This is a genomic window from Blastococcus sp. HT6-4, from assembly GCF_039679125.1.
Taxonomy (GTDB): Bacteria; Actinomycetota; Actinomycetes; order Mycobacteriales; family Geodermatophilaceae; genus Blastococcus; species Blastococcus montanus.
Genome location: NZ_CP155551.1, coordinates 1,666,814 through 1,684,865, shown reverse-complemented (window position 1 = coordinate 1,684,865; position 18,052 = coordinate 1,666,814). Strand labels below are relative to the sequence as shown.

13 protein-coding genes are annotated in these 18,052 nt (G+C 74.5%); all 13 read right to left on the bottom strand.

Annotated features, from left to right (window positions below; all coding sequences use genetic code 11):
• Positions 1-16 precede the first annotated feature (16 nt).
• Positions 17-4,693 carry a glutamate synthase large subunit gene (gene gltB, locus ABDB74_RS08190; protein ID WP_346623176.1) on the bottom strand — a complete coding sequence of 1,559 codons (4,677 nt, stop codon included), beginning with the start codon at positions 4,691-4,693 and terminating at the stop codon, positions 17-19.
• Between the two features lie 354 nt (positions 4,694-5,047).
• On the bottom strand, positions 5,048-5,992 hold the full coding sequence (gene lgt, locus ABDB74_RS08185) for a prolipoprotein diacylglyceryl transferase (RefSeq protein ID WP_346623175.1): 945 nt from the start codon (positions 5,990-5,992) through the stop codon (positions 5,048-5,050).
• A complete protein-coding gene (gene trpA / locus ABDB74_RS08180; protein WP_346623173.1) occupies positions 5,989-6,789 on the bottom strand; it encodes a tryptophan synthase subunit alpha in 801 nt (266 codons plus the stop codon). Before trpA ends, lgt begins: the two co-directional genes overlap by 4 nt.
• Positions 6,786-8,135, bottom strand: coding sequence for a tryptophan synthase subunit beta (trpB, locus tag ABDB74_RS08175; RefSeq protein ID WP_346623172.1), 1,350 nt, complete (start codon positions 8,133-8,135; stop codon positions 6,786-6,788). Before trpB ends, trpA begins: the two co-directional genes overlap by 4 nt.
• Positions 8,136-8,177: 42 nt before the next feature.
• Positions 8,178-8,987, bottom strand: coding sequence for an indole-3-glycerol phosphate synthase TrpC (gene trpC, locus ABDB74_RS08170; RefSeq protein WP_346623170.1), 810 nt, complete (start codon positions 8,985-8,987; stop codon positions 8,178-8,180).
• A gap of 159 nt (positions 8,988-9,146) precedes the next feature.
• On the bottom strand, positions 9,147-9,803 hold the full coding sequence (locus tag ABDB74_RS08165) for a Trp biosynthesis-associated membrane protein (protein WP_346623168.1): 657 nt from the start codon (positions 9,801-9,803) through the stop codon (positions 9,147-9,149).
• Positions 9,800-11,308 carry an anthranilate synthase component I gene (locus tag ABDB74_RS08160; protein WP_346623167.1) on the bottom strand — a complete coding sequence of 503 codons (1,509 nt, stop codon included), beginning with the start codon at positions 11,306-11,308 and terminating at the stop codon, positions 9,800-9,802. The genes ABDB74_RS08165 and ABDB74_RS08160 overlap by 4 nt, the downstream gene beginning before the upstream one ends.
• Entirely contained in the window at positions 11,305-11,682 is a 378-nt protein-coding gene (gene hisI, locus ABDB74_RS08155) for a phosphoribosyl-AMP cyclohydrolase (RefSeq protein WP_346623165.1), read from the bottom strand. Before hisI ends, ABDB74_RS08160 begins: the two co-directional genes overlap by 4 nt.
• A 31-nt stretch (positions 11,683-11,713) precedes the next feature.
• Positions 11,714-12,406, bottom strand: coding sequence for a hypothetical protein (locus ABDB74_RS08150; protein WP_346623164.1), 693 nt, complete (start codon positions 12,404-12,406; stop codon positions 11,714-11,716).
• A gap of 16 nt (positions 12,407-12,422) precedes the next feature.
• Positions 12,423-14,093, bottom strand: coding sequence for an FAD-binding dehydrogenase (locus ABDB74_RS08145; RefSeq protein WP_346623162.1), 1,671 nt, complete (start codon positions 14,091-14,093; stop codon positions 12,423-12,425).
• A gap of 97 nt (positions 14,094-14,190) precedes the next feature.
• The gene (locus ABDB74_RS08140; RefSeq protein WP_346623161.1) at positions 14,191-14,412 is read right to left on the bottom strand and encodes a hypothetical protein; all 222 of its coding nucleotides are present in this window, start codon (positions 14,410-14,412) and stop codon (positions 14,191-14,193) included.
• A gap of 19 nt (positions 14,413-14,431) precedes the next feature.
• Entirely contained in the window at positions 14,432-16,270 is a 1,839-nt protein-coding gene (locus ABDB74_RS08135; RefSeq protein ID WP_346623159.1) for an ABC transporter ATP-binding protein, read from the bottom strand.
• Positions 16,267-18,042 (bottom strand): ABC transporter ATP-binding protein, encoded by a 1,776-nt coding sequence (locus tag ABDB74_RS08130; protein ID WP_346623158.1) that lies wholly within the window; start codon positions 18,040-18,042, stop codon positions 16,267-16,269. Before ABDB74_RS08130 ends, ABDB74_RS08135 begins: the two co-directional genes overlap by 4 nt.
• Positions 18,043-18,052: the final 10 nt, after the last annotated feature.

Genomic DNA, 18,052 nt, shown 5'->3' with positions numbered 1-18,052 from the left:
GCATCGCACACGCATCTCAGCCACGCGCGGCCTCCATGACCGCCCGGTCGACGTCCGTGCCCGCGGCCTCGGCCGCCCGCCGGGCGTCCAGGGCCCGCCGGTAGTCGCGCGGCATGATCACGCTGAACTGCTCCGACCAGCGGCCCCAGTCGGCCAGCAGGGCGTGCGCCACCGTGGACTCGGTGTCCGTGACGTACCGGACGAGGACGTCGCGCAGCCACTGCGCGGACTCGCCGTCCAGCGGCTCGACGTCGACCATCTCAGTGTTCACCCGGTGCCGGGCGAGGTCGAGCACGTAGCCGATGCCACCGGACATGCCCGCCGCGATGTTCCGGCCGGTGGGCCCGAGGATCACCGCACGACCACCGGTCATGTACTCGAGCGCGTGGTCACCCACGCCCTCGACGACGGCCAGCGCGCCGGAGTTGCGGACGCAGAAGCGCTCCCCCACCCGGCCGCGCAGGAAGATCTCCCCGCTCGTGGCGCCGTAGCCGATCACGTTGCCGGCGATGACGTTGTCCTCGGCCAGGAAGGACGCCTCGCGGGAAGGCCGGACGACGATCCGGCCACCCGACAGCCCCTTGCCGACGTAGTCGTTGGCGTCACCGAACAGCCGCATGGTGATGCCGCGCGGCACGAAGGCGCCGAACGACTGCCCGGCCGACCCGCCGAAGGTGAGGTCGATCGTGCCGTCGGGCAGGCCCTCGCCGCCGAAGCGGCGGGTGACCATCGACCCCAGCATCGTGCCGACGGTGCGGTTGACGTTGCGGACCGGCAGCTCGAGGCTGACCGGCCGCGCGTCCAGCAGCGCGCCCTCGCACAGCTGGATCAGCGTCTGGTCCAGCGCCACGTCCAGGCCGTGGTCCTGCCCGCGCACCGCGCGCCGCGGCGTGCCCTCGGGCAGCTCGGGCACGACCAGCATCGGCGAGAGGTTCAGCCCCGCGGCCTTCCAGTGGTCGACGGCCTTCCGGGTGTCGAGCAGCTCGGCGTGGCCGATGGCCTCCTCGACCGACCGGAAGCCCAGCTCCGCCAGGTAGTGGCGCACCTGCTCGGCGAGGAACTCGAAGAAGGTGACGACGAACTCCGGCCGGCCGGTGAACCGCTTGCGCAGCTCCGGGTTCTGCGTGGCCACACCGACCGGGCAGGTGTCGAGGTGGCAGACCCGCATCATCACGCAGCCGGAGACCACCAGCGGCGCGGTCGCGAAACCGAACTCCTCGGCACCGAGCAGCGCCGCGACGATCACGTCGCGCCCGGTCTTCATCTGCCCGTCGACCTGGACCACGATGCGGTCGCGCAGGCCGTTGGCCAGCAGGGTCTGCTGCGTCTCGGCCAGCCCCAGCTCCCACGGGGAGCCGGCGTGCTTGAGCGAGGTCAGCGGTGCGGCGCCGGTGCCGCCGTCGAACCCGGAGATCAGGACGACGTCGGCGTGCGCCTTGCTGACCCCGGCCGCGACGGTGCCGACGCCGACCTCGGCGACCAGCTTGACGTGGACCCGCGCCTCGTTGTTCGCGTTCTTGAGGTCGTGGATCAGCTGCTTGAGGTCTTCGATCGAGTAGATGTCGTGGTGCGGCGGCGGGCTGATCAGGCCGACGCCCGGCGTCGAGTGCCGGGTACGGGCCACCCACGGGTAGACCTTGCCGCCGGGCAGCTGCCCACCCTCGCCCGGCTTGGCGCCCTGCGCCATCTTGATCTGGATGTCGTCGGCGTTCACCAGGTACTCGCTGGTCACACCGAACCGGCCCGACGCCACCTGCTTGATCGCCGAGCGGCGCAGGTCGCCGTTCGGGTCGGGCGTGAAGCGGTCGGGGTCCTCGCCGCCCTCACCGGTGTTGGAGCGTCCACCGAGGCGGTTCATGGCGATGGCGAGGGTCTCGTGCGCCTCCTGCGAGATGGAGCCGTAGCTCATCGCGCCGGTGTTGAACCGCTTGACGATCTCGCTGACCGGCTCGACCTCGTCGATCGGCACCGGGGGCCGCACGCCGGTCTTCAGCGTGAACATCCCGCGCAGCGTCGCCGCGTCCGCCGACATCTGGTCGACCGTCTGCGTGTACTTCTCGAACACGTCGTACTGGCGGGACCGGGTGGCGTGCTGGAGCAGGAACACCGTCTCCGGGTTGAACAGGTGCACCTCGCCCTCGCGGCGCCACTGGTACTCGCCGCCGGTCTCCAGCCGGCGGTGCGCCCGCTCGGTGGGGTTCTCCGGGTAGGCGCGGCGGTGGCGCATGGCCACCTCCTCGGCGAGCACGTCGATGCCGACGCCGCCCAGCGGGCAGGAGGTGCCGGTGAAGTACTCGTCGACGAGATCCTGGGACAGGCCGACGGCCTCGAAGATCTGCGCCATCGTGTACGACCCGACGGTGCTGATGCCCATCTTGCTCATGACCTTGAGGACGCCCTTGCCCAGCGCCTTGACCATGTTGCGGACGGCCTGCGCCGGCTCGACGCCGGTGAGGGCGCCGTCGCGGATCAGGTCCTCGATGGACTCGAACGCCAGGTACGGGTTGACCGCCGCGGCGCCGTAACCCAGCAGCAGGGCGACGTGGTGGACCTCGCGGCAGTCGCCGGACTCGACCACGAGCCCGACCTCCATGCGGGTCTTCTCCCGCACCAGGTGGTGGTGGACCGCGGCGGTCATCAGCAGCGACGGGATCGGGGCGCGCTGCTCGTCGCAGTCCCGGTCGGAGAGCACGATGATCCGGGCGCCGGCGGCGATCGCCTTGCTGACCTTGCTGCGCAGCTGCTCGACGGCCTCGGCGAGCGCGGCCCCGCCACCGTTGACGTCGAAGTGGCCGGTGATCCGGACGGCGGCGTAACCGGGCAGGTCGCCGTCGTCGTCGATGTGCAGGATCTTGGCCAGCTCGTCGTTGTCGATGACCGGGAACGGCAGGTGCACCTGCCGGCAGGAGGCCGGGGAGGCCTGCAGGAGGTTCTGCTCGGGCCCGAAGGTGCGGCCGAGGCTGGTCACCAGCTCCTCGCGGATGGCGTCCAGCGGCGGGTTGGTCACCTGGGCGAACAGCTGCCCGAAGTAGTCGTAGAGCAGCCGGGAGCGGTCCGACAGCGAGGCGATCGGGGTGTCGGTGCCCATCGACCCGATCGGCTCGGCACCGCTGGCCGCCATCGGCGTCACCAGCATGCGCAGGTCCTCCTCGGTGTACCCGAAGAGCATCTGCCGGCGGACGACGGACTCGTGGCTCGGCCGCGAGCGCCGGCGCTCGGGCAGCGCGGGCAGGTGCACCAGGCCGGCGTGCAGCCAGTCCTCGTACGGCTGCTCGGCGGCCAGGGCGCCCTTGACGTCCTCGTCGGAGACGATCCGCCCAGAGGCGGTGTCCACGAGGAACATCCGGCCCGGCTGCAGCCGACCCTTGGCGACGACGTCGGCGGCCGGGATGTCCAGCACGCCGACCTCGCTGGCCATGACGACGAGGTCGTCCTTGGTGTGCCACCAGCGACCCGGGCGCAGGCCGTTGCGGTCGAGGACCGCGCCGATCAGCGTGCCGTCGGTGAAGCAGACCGCGGCCGGCCCGTCCCACGGCTCCATGATCGAGGAGTGGAACCGGTAGAAGGCCCGGCGGGCCGGGTCCATCTCCTCGTGGTTCTCCCACGCCTCCGGGATCATCATGAGCACCGCGTGCGGCAGCGAGCGGCCGGACAGGTGCAGCAGCTCCAGCACCTCGTCGAACGTCGCCGAGTCGCTGAAGTCGCTGGCGGTGACCGGGAAGATGCGCTCCAGGCCCAGCTCGGACGCCGGGCCGGCGGGGCCGTCGAACAGCTCGGTGGCGAGCTTGGCCTCACGGGCCCGCATGCGGTTGCGGTTGCCCTTGATCGTGTTGATCTCGCCGTTGTGCGCGATGAAGCGGAACGGGTGGGCCAGCGGCCAGCTCGGGAACGTGTTGGTCGAGAACCGGCTGTGCACCAGCGCGATCGCCGACTCGTAGCGCTCGTCGCGCAGGTCGGGGAAGAACAGCGGCAGCTGGTCGGTGGTCAGCATGCCCTTGTAGGTGATCGTCCGCGACGACAGCGAGGTGACGTACAGGGAGCTGCCGGCGTCGACGGCGGCGCGCTCGGCGCGCTTGCGCAGCACGAAGGAGCGCCGCTCGAGGCGGGTGACGCCGTTGCAGACGACGTTGCCGCCGAAGGCCTTCTCGTCGGCCCGCGCGCCCATGGTCTCGGCGACGAAGAGCTGGGCGAAGTGCGGCATGACCGCGCGGGCCGTGGGCCCGAGGTCGGCGCCGTCGGGGTCGACGGGCACGTCGCGCCACCCGAGGACGGTCAGCCCCTCCTCCTCGGCCAGCCGGGCGACGTCGGCGACGCGAGCGGCGCGCTCGTCGGGGTCGACGGGCATGAAGGCGATGCCGACCGAGTACTCGCCCAACGGCGGGAGGTCGAAGTCGACGCCGGCCCGCAGGAGGGCGTCCGGGATCTGGGTGAGGATCCCGGCGCCGTCGCCGGAGTTCGGCTCGGACCCGGCGGCGCCCCGGTGGTCGAGGTTGTGCAGCGCGGTCAGACCGGCCTGCACGATGCGGCGGCTCCGGCGTCCCCGGGCGTCGGCCACGAAGGCGACACCGCAGGCGTCCTTGTCGTTCGCCGGGTCGTAGAGGCCCACCGGGGCGGGCACCGCGGAGAACGGGACGGCCGGCGGCATGGCGGAGCCGGGAACTGCCGTGGTGGCGGGGGCGTGGAAGTCGGTCATGTCACTCCCGTCGTCGGCGCACCGTCCTCCCCCTCGGGGCGAGGGGGTGGGACGGGGGGCGGGGGCCCGGCCGGAGGTCAAGGGCTGCGGAGATTGCGGCACGTGCGGAGCGCCGGGTGCCGACCGGACAGCGGTGCACCGGCCGGCCGGCGCGAGCCCACCGGTGGTGCCGCTGGGCCGTCGTCCGCGGGGCAGCGCTGGCCCGGTTCCGACACACTACGACCCCGCCGGGATCGCCGGCGGGTCAGCCCGAAGGGTACACAGCCGTAACACCCAACTGATACCGCCGAAGCCGATCCGTGATGGTCGGACGGAAACCGGCGATATGCGGCCGGACCTGCGCGAACACCGGCCTCAGGTGGTGGACGACGGCGGTTGGTGATCGTCCTCACGTATCCGGGCCGGCGACGCCCCGGCGGCCCGGTCGGCGGCCGCCGGCGACTCGGCGGCGGCGGCCTCGGCGCGGCGGGTGATCACCTCGCGGGGACGGCCGCGCTGCCAGACGAAGTAGGCCACCGCGAGCAGGCCGACGATGATCGAGGTGAACACGTTGACCCGGACCCCGAAGAAGGTCTCGGCCGGATCGGTGCGCAGCAGCTCGATCCACAGCCGCCCGGCGCAGTAGGACGCCACGTACAGGGCGAACACCCGGCCGTGGCCCAGCCGGAAGCGCCGGTCGGCCCAGATGACCAGCGCCGCCGCGGCGAGGTTCCAGAGCATCTCGTACAGGAAGGTCGGGTGGAACGTGCCCAGGACCACCGGCTCGCCGTCCGGCCCGGTCACCGCCCGGCCGCTGCTCCACTCGTAGATGGTCAGCGCCCACGGCAGGTCGGTCGGGCCGCCGTAGAGCTCGTTGTTGAACCAGTTGCCCAGCCGGCCGACGGCCTGGGCCACCAGCAGCCCGGGGGCCACCGCGTCGGCGAAGGCCGGGAGCGGGATGCCGCGGCGCCGGCAGGCGATCCGCGCACCGACCCCGCCCAGGGCGATCGCGCCCCAGATGCCGAGCCCGCCCTCCCAGATGGCGAAGGCGCGCAGGGGGTCCCCGTCCTCACCGAAGTACGGGCGCGGGCTGGAGACGACGTGATAGAGCCGCCCACCGACGATGCCGAACGGCACCGCCCAGACGGCGATGTCCAGCACGTCCTCGGCCAGCCCACCCCGGGCGACCCAGCGTTTCTGGGTGATCCAGACGGCCAGGACGATGCCGACGATGATGGCCAGCGCGTAGGCGCGGATCGGCAGCGGCCCCAGCTCCCAGACGCCCTGCGTGGGGCTCGGGATGGCGGCGAGCACGGTCATGCCCGCACCCCCGCCCGCCGGACGCCGGCGGCCAGGTCCTCGGTGAGGGCCCGGACGCCGTCGGCGCCCCGGCCCTCGAGCAGCTCCCGCACGTAGGCCGACCCGACGATGACGCCGTCGGCGAAGGCGGCCACCTCGGCGGCCTGGTCGCCGTTCGAGACGCCCAGCCCGACGCACACGTGCCGGTCGGGGGCGGCGGAGCGGGTGCGGGCGACCAGCGTCTCGGCCGCGTCCCCCACCGTCGCGCGGGTGCCGGTGACGCCCATGGTGGAGGCGGCGTAGACAAAGCCCCGGCAGGCGGCGGCGGTCGAGGCCAGCCGCGCGTCCGTGGACGACGGCGCCACCAGGAAGACGCGGTCGAGGCCGGCGCGGTCGCTCGCCGCGATCCACGCCCCGGCCTCGTCGGGGATGAGGTCGGGGGTGATGGCCCCCGCGCCCCCGGCCGCGGCGAGATCGGTGGCGAACCGGTCGACCCCGTAGCGCTCGATCGGGTTCCAGTAGCTCATCACCACCGCCACGGCGCCGGCTGCGGCCACCGCCTCGACCGCGCGCAGCACGTCGGGCATGCCCACCCCGGCCCGCACGGCGACGTCCACGGCCTGCTGGATGACCGGCCCGTCCATGCCGGGGTCGCTGTAGGGCACCCCGACCTCGATGACGTCGGCCCCCGCCTCGACGGCGGCCCGCATGGCATCGATCGATCCGTCGACGTCCGGATAGCCGACCGGGACGTAGGCGATGAGCGCCGCCCGCCCCTCCCGCTTCGCCGCGTCGAGGCGCTCGGCCAGCCGGCTCATGCCGTCTCTCCTGCCTGCTCACCGGGCACCGCGTCGTCGTTGCTGACCGCGCCCTCGGTGGGCTGCTGGTCGGTGTCCAGGCCCGGCCCGGGGTCGACCTGCTCGCGGTCGCCCAGCCCGAACCACGCCGAGGCGGTCTCCACGTCCTTGTCGCCGCGGCCGGAGAGGTTGACCAGCAACAGCGCGTCCCGGCCGAGCTCCCGGCCGAGCTTCATGACGCCGGCCAGCGCGTGGGCCGACTCGATCGCCGGGATGATCCCCTCGGTGCGGCACAGGAGCGCGAACGCCTCCATCGCCTCGGCGTCGGTGACCGCGCGGTACTCGGCCCGCCCGATGTCGTGCAGGTAGGAGTGCTCGGGGCCGACGCCGGGATAGTCCAGGCCGGCGCTGATGGAGTGCGACTCGATCGTCTGGCCGTTGTCGTCCTGCAGCAGGTAGGACCGGGCACCGTGCAGCACGCCCGGGGTGCCGCCGGTGATGGTCGCCGCGTGCCGGCCGGTGTCCACGCCGTCGCCACCGGCCTCCAGGCCGACCAGCCGCACGCCGTCGTCGGGCACGAAGGCGGTGAAGATGCCGATGGCGTTGGAGCCACCGCCGACGCAGGCCAGCACCGCGTCGGGCAGCCGGCCCTCCCGTTCGAGCACCTGCCCGCGGGCCTCGTCACCGATGACCCGCTGGAAGTCGCGCACCATCGCCGGGAACGGGTGCGGGCCGGCGACGGTGCCGAAGACGTAGTTGGTGGTCTCCACGTTGGTCACCCAGTCGCGGAAGGCCTCGTTGATCGCGTCCTTCAGGGTGCGCGATCCGGTGGTCACCGGGACGACCTCGGCGCCCAGCAACCGCATGCGGGCGACGTTGAGCGCCTGGCGGCGGGTGTCCTCCTCGCCCATGTAGATGGTGCAGGAGAGCCCCATGAGCGCCGCGGCCGTGGCCGTCGCCACCCCGTGCTGCCCCGCGCCGGTCTCGGCGATGACCCGGCTCTTGCCGATCCGCCGGGTCAGCAGCGCCTGGCCCAGCACGTTGTTGATCTTGTGGGAACCGGTGTGGTTGAGGTCCTCGCGCTTGAGCAGGACGCGGGCACCACCGCAGTGCTCGGCGAACTTGGGCACCTCGGTGACCGGGCTGGGCCGGCCCGTGTAGTCGCGCTGCAGGCGGGCGAACTCGGTGAGGAAGGCCGGGTCCACGCGCATGGCCTCGTATGCCTCGGTCAGCTCGTCGAGCGCGGCGATCAGCGCCTCGGGCACGAACCGGCCGCCGAAGACGCCGAAGTGCCCGGTCGCGTCGGGCCAGCCCGGGCGCGCCGGGAGGGAGAGTTCTCCGGGCTGCGGTGGGCTGGTGGTCGTCATGGGATCAGTGTCCCGCGTCGGCCCGGCAGGAGGTGGAGGGGGTCAGCGACTCGTGCGGGGCGTCGCCGGGTGCGAGCCGGCCGTGACCAGGTCGGCCACCGCCTGGCGGGCGTCCCCGGCGGTCACCAGGCCCTCGCCGACGAGGACGGCGTCGGCGCCGGCGCCGGCGTAGCCGATGAGGTCGTGCGGGCCGCGGACACCGGACTCGGCGACCTTGACGACCTCCGAGGGCAGGCCGGGAGCGATCCGCTCGAACGTCGACCGGTCGACCTGGAGGGTGGTGAGGTCACGGGCGTTGACCCCGATGACCGACGCACCGGCGTCGAGCGCCCGGTCGGCCTCGGCCTCGGTGTGCACCTCCACCAGCGCCGTCATCCCGAGCGACTCCACCCGCTCGAGCAGCCCGACCAGCACGTTCTGCTCCAGCGCGGCGACGATGAGCAGCACGACGTCGGCGCCGTGCGCCCGCGCCTCGTGCACCTGGTAGCTGCTGACGATGAAGTCCTTGCACAGCACCGGGACGTCGACCACCGCGCGGACGGCGGCGAGGTCGGCGTACGAGCCGTGGAAGTGGCGGCGCTCGGTGAGCACGGAGATGACCCGCGCTCCCCCGGCCGCGTACTGCTGGGCGAGGTCGGCCGGATCGGGGATGTCGGCCAGGTCACCCTTCGAGGGGCTGCGCCGCTTGACCTCGGCGATGACGCCGACCCCGGGGGCGCGCAGGGCCGCGAGCGCGTCCAGCGCCGGCCGGGCCGCCCGGGCGGCTGCCTTCACCTCGTCCAGCGGCGTGCCGGCCTCGCGGACGGCGAGGTCGGCCCGGACGCCGGCGACGATCTCGTCGAGCACGCTCACGGCGTCGTCGCAGCGTCGGGTGAGGTGTCGCGGTTGCTCATCTGCGCCACTACCTCTCGCACGTCGATCCCGCCACACGGCGGATGGGTGGACCCACTCTAGAGGCGGCCCGGAGCACCCCTGGCCCGGGGGCCGTGGACGTGGACCCACCCGGTTCCGCTACCGGCCCGGCCCGGGCCGCGTCGTCGACGAGGGGTCGGTCGGGTCCTCGCCGCGGTCGAGCGCCTTCCAGGCGTCCTCGGCGCGGTCCTCCTCCGAGCGCACCGGCGCCGGGCCGGGGCTGCGCTCGTAGCGCTCGCCCATGCCGGGCCACGAACTGCCGCGCACGGCCGCCACCAGGCCGGCGGCCACTCCCAGCCCGCCGGCGACCAGTGCCAGCACCGGCCAGGTCACCGAGACCTCCACGGTGGTCGCGGTGGTGCTCCCACCACCGAGGCCCGGCAGGTCGGCGGCGGCGTCGGCCACTCCCCCGCCGAGCACCCGCACCCCCGACCACAGCAGCGCACCCCCCGCAGCGGCCATGAGCAGGCCCACGACGGCCCGGCCGGTCCCCCGGACGGCGAGGAGGGCGAGCGCGGCCGCCAGGAGCACGAGCCCCGCCGCGGTCCCCAGCGGTGCGGCCTCGGCGCCGGAGAGGGTGCCCGACACCGGGGGCAGCGGCGGCCGGCGCTCGGCGGTGACGGCGGCCCAGGTCTGGGCGGCGGCCGTCAGCGCCAGCGCCCCGGCCAGCGCACCGCCGAGCACGACGCCGGTGAGCTCCCGGCGGCCCGACCCCGGCCGGCGCGCCGGCTGGTCCCTGCCGGGCGCCTCGCTCACGGGAGCTCCCGCAGCCCCTCGGCCGTCGCGATCGCCGAGAGCACCGCACGCGCCTTGTGCCGGGTCTCGGCCTCCTCGGTCTCCGCGTCGCTGTCGGCCACGATCCCCGCGCCGGCCTGCACGTAGGCGCGCCCCTGGTGCAGGACGGCGGTGCGGATGGCGATCGCCATGTCCATGTCGCCGCTGGCGTCGACGTACCCGACGGTGCCCGCGTACAGCGCCCGCCGGGTCGGCTCCAGGGTCTCGATGATCGTCATCGCGCTCGGCTTGGGCGCGCCCGAGACGGTGCCCGCGGGGAACGTGGCGTCGAAGACGTCGAGCGCGTCGCAGCCGGGGCTGACCTGGCCGGCGACGGTGGAGACCAGGTGCATGACGTGGCTGTAGTGCTCCACACGCATGAAGTCGGGCACCTCGACGCTGCCCGGCACGCAGACCCGGCCCAGGTCGTTGCGGGCCAGGTCGACCAGCATCACGTGCTCGGCTCGCTCCTTGGGGTCGGCGAGCAGCCCGTCGGCCAGCCGCACGTCCTCCTCCGGCGTCGCGCCGCGCGGCCGCGTGCCCGCCGGAGGGTGCACGACCGCCGACGAGCCGGTCACGGTCACCAGCGCCTCCGGCGAGGAGCCGACGACGTCGAACGGCGTCTCCCGTCCGGCGAAGCGCAGCAGGTACATGTACGGCGACGGATTGGTGGCCCGGAGCACCCGGTAGAGGTCGAGGGCCTCGACGTCGGTCTCCAGCTCGAAGCGCTGGGCCAGCACCACCTGGAAGGCGTCCCCGGCGCGGATGTGCTCGCGCACGCGCTCGACGCCGTCCCGGAACGCCCCGGGAGCGAGATTGCTGCGCACCGGCGGGGCGTCCGCGGGCTCGAACACCGCGACCGCCGGGGCGGTGGGCGCCACGAGGGCGGCGGCCATCTCGTCCAGCCGGGCGACGGCGTCGTCGTAGCCGCTGCCACCACGCAGCGCGTTGGCGATCAGGAGCACCGATCCGTCGCTGTGGTCGAGGACCGCCAGGTCGGTGACCAGCATCATCGCCAGCTCGGGCATGCCCAGGTCGTCGGTGCTGGTCTCCGGCAGCCGCTCCAGCCGGCGGACCACGTCGTAACCCAGGTAGCCCACCAGGCCCCCGGTGAGCGGGGGCAGGCCCGGCGTCCGGGGGGAGCGCAGGCGGCGCGCCAGCACGCGGACGGCGTCCAGCGGGTCGGCCGGGAGGCCGTCGGTGAGACCGGGGATCTCCTCGCCGAGCCACTCGGTGCGCCCGTCCCGCTCGGTGAGCACCCCGGCGCTGCGCACGCCGACGAAGCTGTACCGGGCCCACCGCTTGCCCTGCTCGGCCGACTCGAGCAGCACCGTGCCCGGACGGTTGCCGGCCAGCTTGCGGTAGATGCCGACGGCGGTCTCGCTGTCGGCGAGCAGCCGGCGAGTGACGGGGACCACGGCCTCCCCGCCCGCCGGACCCGGCGCCGCGAACTCCTCGCGGGTGGGCGAGGTCGCACCGAACCTCACGACGACGCCCCCTGCACCGCGGGCAGCTCGCGGTGGAAGCAGCTGCGCTCGCCGGTGTGGCACGCGGCGCCCTCCTGGTCGACCAGCAGCAGCAGCGCATCGCCGTCGCAGTCGACCCGGACCTCGCGCACCCACTGCCGGTTGCCCGAGGTCTCGCCCTTCACCCAGTACTCCTCGCGGCTGCGCGACCAGTAGGTGGCCCGGCCCGTGGTCAGGGTGCGGCGCAGCGCCTCGTCGTCCATCCACGCCACCATGAGCACCTCACGGCTGTCGTGCTGCTGGACGACGGCGGCGACCAGCCCGGCCGGGTCGCGGCGCAGCAGCGCGGCGACCTCGGGGGCCAGCCCGGGTGGGGACGGCGACGCGGCGGACATGCCGCCAGTGTGCCGTGCCCGCCGGTCAGCCCTACGGGGCGGTGAACCAGTGCCGCCCGCCGCCGAACAGCACGAGCCCGAGCGCGACGACCGGCAGTGCCGCGAAGAAGAGGGCGAACGCGGCGAGGACCCCGCCGGCCTCGCCCGTGGCGGCCGGGCCGAGGAGGTCGTCGAGCTGCCCCGCCCAGTAGATCGCCAGCGCCACCTGGACCCCGTGCGCCCCCACGAGCAGCAGCCACGCCGGCCGGCCGCGCCGGCTCAGCGCCAGGATGCCGGCGGCCACGAGCAGCACCGCCGACACCAGCTGGACGATCGCCAGCACGTCGCCCTCGCGGGCGAACTCGTAGGCCTGGGCCGGCGCGGCGGTGGGGCTCTGCTCGATCGCGAGCTCCGCGATCGAGGCGAAGAACCACACGTACAGCGAGGCGATCAGGACCAGCAGGGCCTGCACGAAGCTCAGCACCGCGGCGCCGATGACCTGTCCCGGCCGGCGGTCCGGCTGCGGGCCGTACCCCCCGCCGTAGGCCGGCGGCGGGTAGGGCGCCGGATAGCCGTAGGGCGGCGGCGGACCGTAGCCGTAACCGTGACCGGGCGGCGGGGCACCGTACGGGCCCGGCCCGCCGTAGCCGTACGGCGGCGGCACCGTCGGCGGCGGCCCGGTGTAGGCCGGCCCCGGCTCGGCAGCCGTCGACGGATCGGACCAGGGATCGCGCGGCGCGCTCACAGTGCTTCCCGCCCGCTCACAACGACGCCGCGAGGGCCCGGCCGGCCACCCGCCCCGAGAACAGGCACCCGCCGAGGAACGTGCCCTCCAGCGAGCGGTAGCCGTGCACGCCGCCGCCGCCGAACCCGGCGACCTCCCCGGCGGCGTAGAGACCCGGGAAGACCTCACCCCCCGGGCGCAGCACGCGCGCGGACAGGTCGGTCTCCAGGCCGCCGAGGCTCTTGCGGGTGATGACGTTGAGCCGGACGGCGATCAGCGGCCCGGCCTCCGGGTCGAGGATGCGGTGCGGCGGAGCGACCCGGATGAGCTTGTCGCCGAGGTAGTTGCGGGCTCCGCGGATGGCGGTCACCTGCAGGTCCTTGGTGAACGGGTGGGCGATCTCGCGGTCGCGGGCCACGACCTCCCGCTCCACCTGGGCGAGGTCCAGCCGCGGGGTGCCCCCGGTGATGCGGTTCATGCCGTCGACGAGCTCGGGCAGCGTGCGGGCGACGACGAAGTCCTCGCCCCTGTCGAGGAACGCCTGGACCGGCCCGGAGACCCCGGCCTTGACCCGGCCGAGCAGCAGCTTGACGTCCTTGCCGGTGAGGTCGGGGTTCTGCTCCGAGCCCGAGAGCGCGAACTCCTTCTCCACGATCTTGTGGGTGGCGAGGAACCAGGTGTGCTCGTGGCCGGTCTGCCCGATGTGGGCCAGCGTGCCCAGCGTGTCGAACCCGGGGAACAGCGGCACCGGCAGCCGCTGCCCGGTCGCGTCGAGCCACAGCGACGAGGGGCCGGGCAGGATCCGGATGCCGTGCCGCGCCCACACCGGGGAGTGGTTGGCGATGCCCTCGGTGTAGTGCCACATCCGGTCGCCGTTGACCATGCTGGCGCCGGCCGCCACGGTGGCCTCCTGCATGTGGCCGTCGACGTGGGCCGGGACGCCCGACAGCAGCCGCTGCGGCGCCGGACCCAGCCGCGCCGGCCAGTTCTTCCGGACGAGGTCGTGGTTGCCGCCGATCCCGCCGGAGGTGACGACGACGGCCTGCGCGGCGATCTCGAACTCCCCGACCTCGGCGCGCGAGCTCGCCTCGCCGCGGGCGACCTCACTGGGCTCGAGCACCGCCCCGCGGACGCCGGTGACCGCTCCCCCGCTCACCACGAGCTCCGAGACCCGGTGGCGGAACCGCAGCTGCACCAGGCCGGCATCGACGGCCGCCCGCACCCGGCGGGCGAAGGGCTCGACGATGCCCGGGCCGGTGCCCCAGACGATGTGGAAGCGCGGCACCGAGTTGCCGTGGCCGGTGGCGGTGTAGCCGCCGCGCTCGGCCCAGCCGACGACCGGGAAGAAGCCGATGCCCTGCTCCCGGAGCCAGGCCCGCTTCTCCCCGGCCGCGAACTGGAGGTACGCCTCGGCCCACTGCCGCGGCCAGTGGTCGCTGTCGCGGTCGAACCCCGCGGTGCCGAACCAGTCCTGCCGGGCCAGCTCCAGCGAGTCGTGCACCCGCAGCCGCCGCTGCTCCGGGGAGTCGACGAGGAAGAGGCCGCCGAACGACCACCACGCCTGCCCGCCCAGCGACGCCTCGGGCTCCTGGTCGACCAGGACGACCCGCTTGCCGGCGTCGGCCAGCTCCGCGGTGGCGACCAGCCCGGCCAGCCCCGTTCCCACCACGACGGCGTCGGCCTCGATGCGGCCGTTGTCGGAAGTCACGCCGCGACGCTAGCGGGCCCTCCCCACCGGACGCGTCCCGCCTTCGGGGTGAGTCGCGCCGCGATGGCTGCGTCGCGCGGATGGCCTGCCGGTCCGGTCAGGCCACGTGGTCGCGCACGGCCGGGCCGAGGCACAGGGCCAGCAGCGCGACGAGCAGGAGCGCCATCGCCAGCGCGATCCCGTTGCCGTCGCCCGCACGAGCGGCCAGGACACGAGGACGGCGGTCAGCGCGCTCGCCGCCGCGAGCAGTCCGCTGCTGCGTCGGCGCAGCAGCTGCACCCCCCCCGGTCCCCCGCTCCGCTGCCCGGAATGCGGCCACGCTGGTCACCGGGCACCCGTCAGGCGACCGACGGCTCGGGCTCGCCCGCCGACGAGCGGCGCCAGGAGGCGTGCAGCCGGGCGTAGGTGCCCTCGGCGTCGACCAGCTCGGCGTGCGTGCCGCGCTGCACCACCCACCCGGCGTCGACCACGAGGATCTCGTCGGCCCGCTCGGCGGTGGAGAGCCGGTGGGCGATGGTGAGGGTGGTCCGGCCCGAGGTGAGCGTGTCCAGCGCCCGCGTCAGCCGCTGCTCGGTGGCCGGGTCGACGGCGCTCGTCGCCTCGTCGAGGACCAGCAGGTCGGGATCGGCGACGTAGGCCCGCGCGATGGCGACCAGCTGCCGCTCCCCCGCCGACAGCGACTCCCCGCGCTGACCGACCGCCGTCGCGACGCCGTCGGGCAGCCCGGCGAGCCAGGCCCCGAGCCCGAGCCCGTCGAAGGCGGCGACGACGTCGGCGTCGGTCATGCCGGGCCGGCCGTAGCGCACGTTCTCGGCGACGGACGCGTCGAAGAGGAACCCGTCCTGCGGGACCATCACCACCCGCGCGCGCAGCGAGGCGAAGGCGACGTCGGACAGCGGCACCCAGCCCGCGGCGTCCGAGCCGAGCAGCACGCGCCCGGCGGTCGGGTCCATGAGCCGGGTGACCAGCTTGGCGAACGTCGTCTTGCCCGAGCCGGTCTCCCCCACGATCGCCACCCGCGTGCGCGGGGCGATCGCCAGGTCGACGTCGTCCAGCGCCGGCCGCGCGCCCGGCGCGTACCGGAAGGTGACGGAGTCGAAGCGGATGCCCAGCGGCCCCTCCGGCAGCTCCCGGACCCGCTCGGGTGCGGCGACCGCGGGGTCGCGGACGTCGGGCTCGGTGTCGAGCACGTCGAGCACGCGGCGGAAGCCGGCGACCGCGTTCTGCGCCTCGTTGAGCACCTCGCTGGCGGTCTGCACCGGCGCGACGAACAGCGTGACGAGGAACAGGAAGGCCACCAGCGTGCCGGCGGTGATGTCGCCGGCCAGGCCGAGCAGCACCCCGACGACCACGACGGCGGCGTTGGCCAGCGCCGCGACGAACTCACCGCTGACGAACACCGCGGCGGTCACCTTCTGCGCGTCGACCTGCGCGCGGTAGTGCCGGTCGATGGCGGCGTCGAGCCGGGCGGCGGTGCGGGCGCGCACCCCGTAGGCGCGCACCGTGGGGGCGCCGACGACCGACTCCGCGACCGCGGCGAGCACGTCGCCGACCCGCTCCCGCACCACGCCGTAGACCCGCACCAGCCGGCGGGCGAACCACCGGACGGCGAACACCAGCGGCACGAAGCAGACCAGGACCAGCAGGGTCAGCTGCCAGGAGTAGACGGCCATGACCACGGTGGCGACGAGCAGCTGGCCCACGCTGACCAGGCCGAGGACGCCGCCCCACTGCATGAACACCGACAGCTGGTCGACGTCGCTGGTCACCCGGGAGACCAGCGACCCGCGCCGCTCGCCCTGCTGGTGGAGCACCGAGAGGTCGTGCACGTGCCGGAAGGCGCGCACCCGCAGGTTGGCCAGCGCGGTCTCCGTGGTGCGGAACAGCCGGACGTTCATGCGGTAGACCGCGACGGCGGTGATCACCACGACGACCGCCGAGGCCGCCACCACCCACGTGATGAGGTCCAGGTCGGGTCCGGCGTCGGCGTCCAGCCCGCGGTCGATCACCTGCTGAACGGCGATCGGCACCACGACCCGGCCGGCCGTGGCGACCAGGGCGAGGGCGAAGGTGACCGGCAGCCCGCGGCGGAACTCCGGCATCATCCGCAGGCCCCGGCGCAGGGTCGCCAGGGCGCCCTCGGCGGGGCGGTCGGCCGGCACGGTGGCGGAGCTCACGCCGCCACCTCCGCCTGCGAGTAGGCGCGGACCAGCGCCGCGTAGCCGGGCACCTCGGCGAGCAGCTGCTCGTGGCTGCCGCGGGCGACGGCGCGCCCGTCCTCCAGCCACACCACCTCGTCGGCCAGCGCGATCGTCGCCTGCCGGTAGGCCACGACGACGACGGTCGTCGGGGTCTCGCTGCCGCGCAGCGCGTCGAGGATGCGCGCCTCGACGGCGGGGTCGACGGCGCTCGTGGCGTCGTCCAGGACGAGCAGCCGGGGCCGGCGGACGACGGCGCGGGCGAGGGCCAGCCGCTGCCGCTGGCCGCCGGAGAGGCTGGCGCCCCGCTCCCCCACCCGGGTGTCGAGGCCCTCGGGCAGCGCCGCGACGAACGCGTCGGCCGCGGCCACGCGCAGCGCGGCCTCCACCTCGTCGTCGGAGAACGGGGCGCCCAGGGTGATGTTGCCGCGGACGGTGTCGTCGAAGAGGAACGCGCTCTGGGCGACGAACGCCGCCTGCGCGCTCAGCTCGCCCTCGCGCAGCCGGCGCAGGTCCACCCCGTCGACCAGCACGGCGCCGTCAACGGGGTCGACCAGCCGGACGAGCAGGCCGGCGAGCGTGGACTTGCCCGAGCCGGTCGGCCCGACCACGGCGATCGTGCGTCCGGCCGGCACGTCGAACGTGACGCCGGTGAGGGTGGGCCGCGCGACCCCGTCGAAGGTGAAGCCCACGTCACGCACCGCCACCCCCGCCCCGCCGGCGGCCCCGGCCGCCGCGTCGGCCCCGTAGGGCGTCTCCCCGGTCGCGTCGAGGACCGGGCGCACCCGGTCGAAGCCGGCCAGCGCCCGCGGGAGGTCGGCGAGCACCCAGCCGATCGCCCGGATCGGCAGGGCCAGCAGCGTGAACAGGTAGGCGATGGAGACCAGGTCGCCGGCGTCGGTGGCGCCGTCGGCGACCCGGCCGGCGCCGATGAGCAGCACCGCCAGCGTGCCCAGGGTGGGCAGCGCCTCCATCAGCGGGTCGAACAGCCCGCGGACCCGGCCGACGGCGACCAGGCCGTCGCGCAGCTGCTCGGCCCGCTCGGTGAAGCGCTCGGTCTCGGTGTCCTCCCGGCCGAGGGTCTTGACCACCAGCGCGGCGTCGAAGCTCTCGTGGGCGATCTCGCTGACCTCGGCGCGCAGCTGCTGGGCGCGCTGCATGCGGGGGCTCATGACCTGCGAGTAGACGACGTTGGCGGCGAACACGAGCGGGAAGACGACCAGGCCCACGACGGCCAGCAGCGGGTCGGTGAGCACGAGCGCGACGCTGGTGATCGCGATCATCACCAGCGCGCCGCAGGCGAAGGGCAGGGGGGCGACGAAGAACCAGGACGCCTCGACGTCGGAGTTGGCGTTGGACAGCAGCTGCCCGGTGGGGTGGCGCTGGTGCCAGGACAGCGGCAGCCGGAGGTACTGGCCGGTGACCCGGCGCCGGTACTCGGCCTGCAGCCGGAAGCTCATGACCCCGGCGAACAGCCGGCGGCCGAGGATGCCGAGGATCTTGAGGACGGCGACACCGAGGATGGCGACCGCGGCCAGCGTCAGCGCCGAGCCGGTGGTCACGCCCTCGTCGAAGGCCGGCAGCAGCACGCGGCTGGTGATCTCGCCGATGACCCAGGCGCTGGCGACGGTGGCCGCGCCGTAGAGGCTGCTGGCCAGCAGCGCCAGGGTGAACATGCCCGGCTGCTCGCGGACGGCCCGGCCGATGTGGCGGAGCCCGCGGCGCACGACGGCGTCTCGGCGGCGGGACACGGGGCTCCTC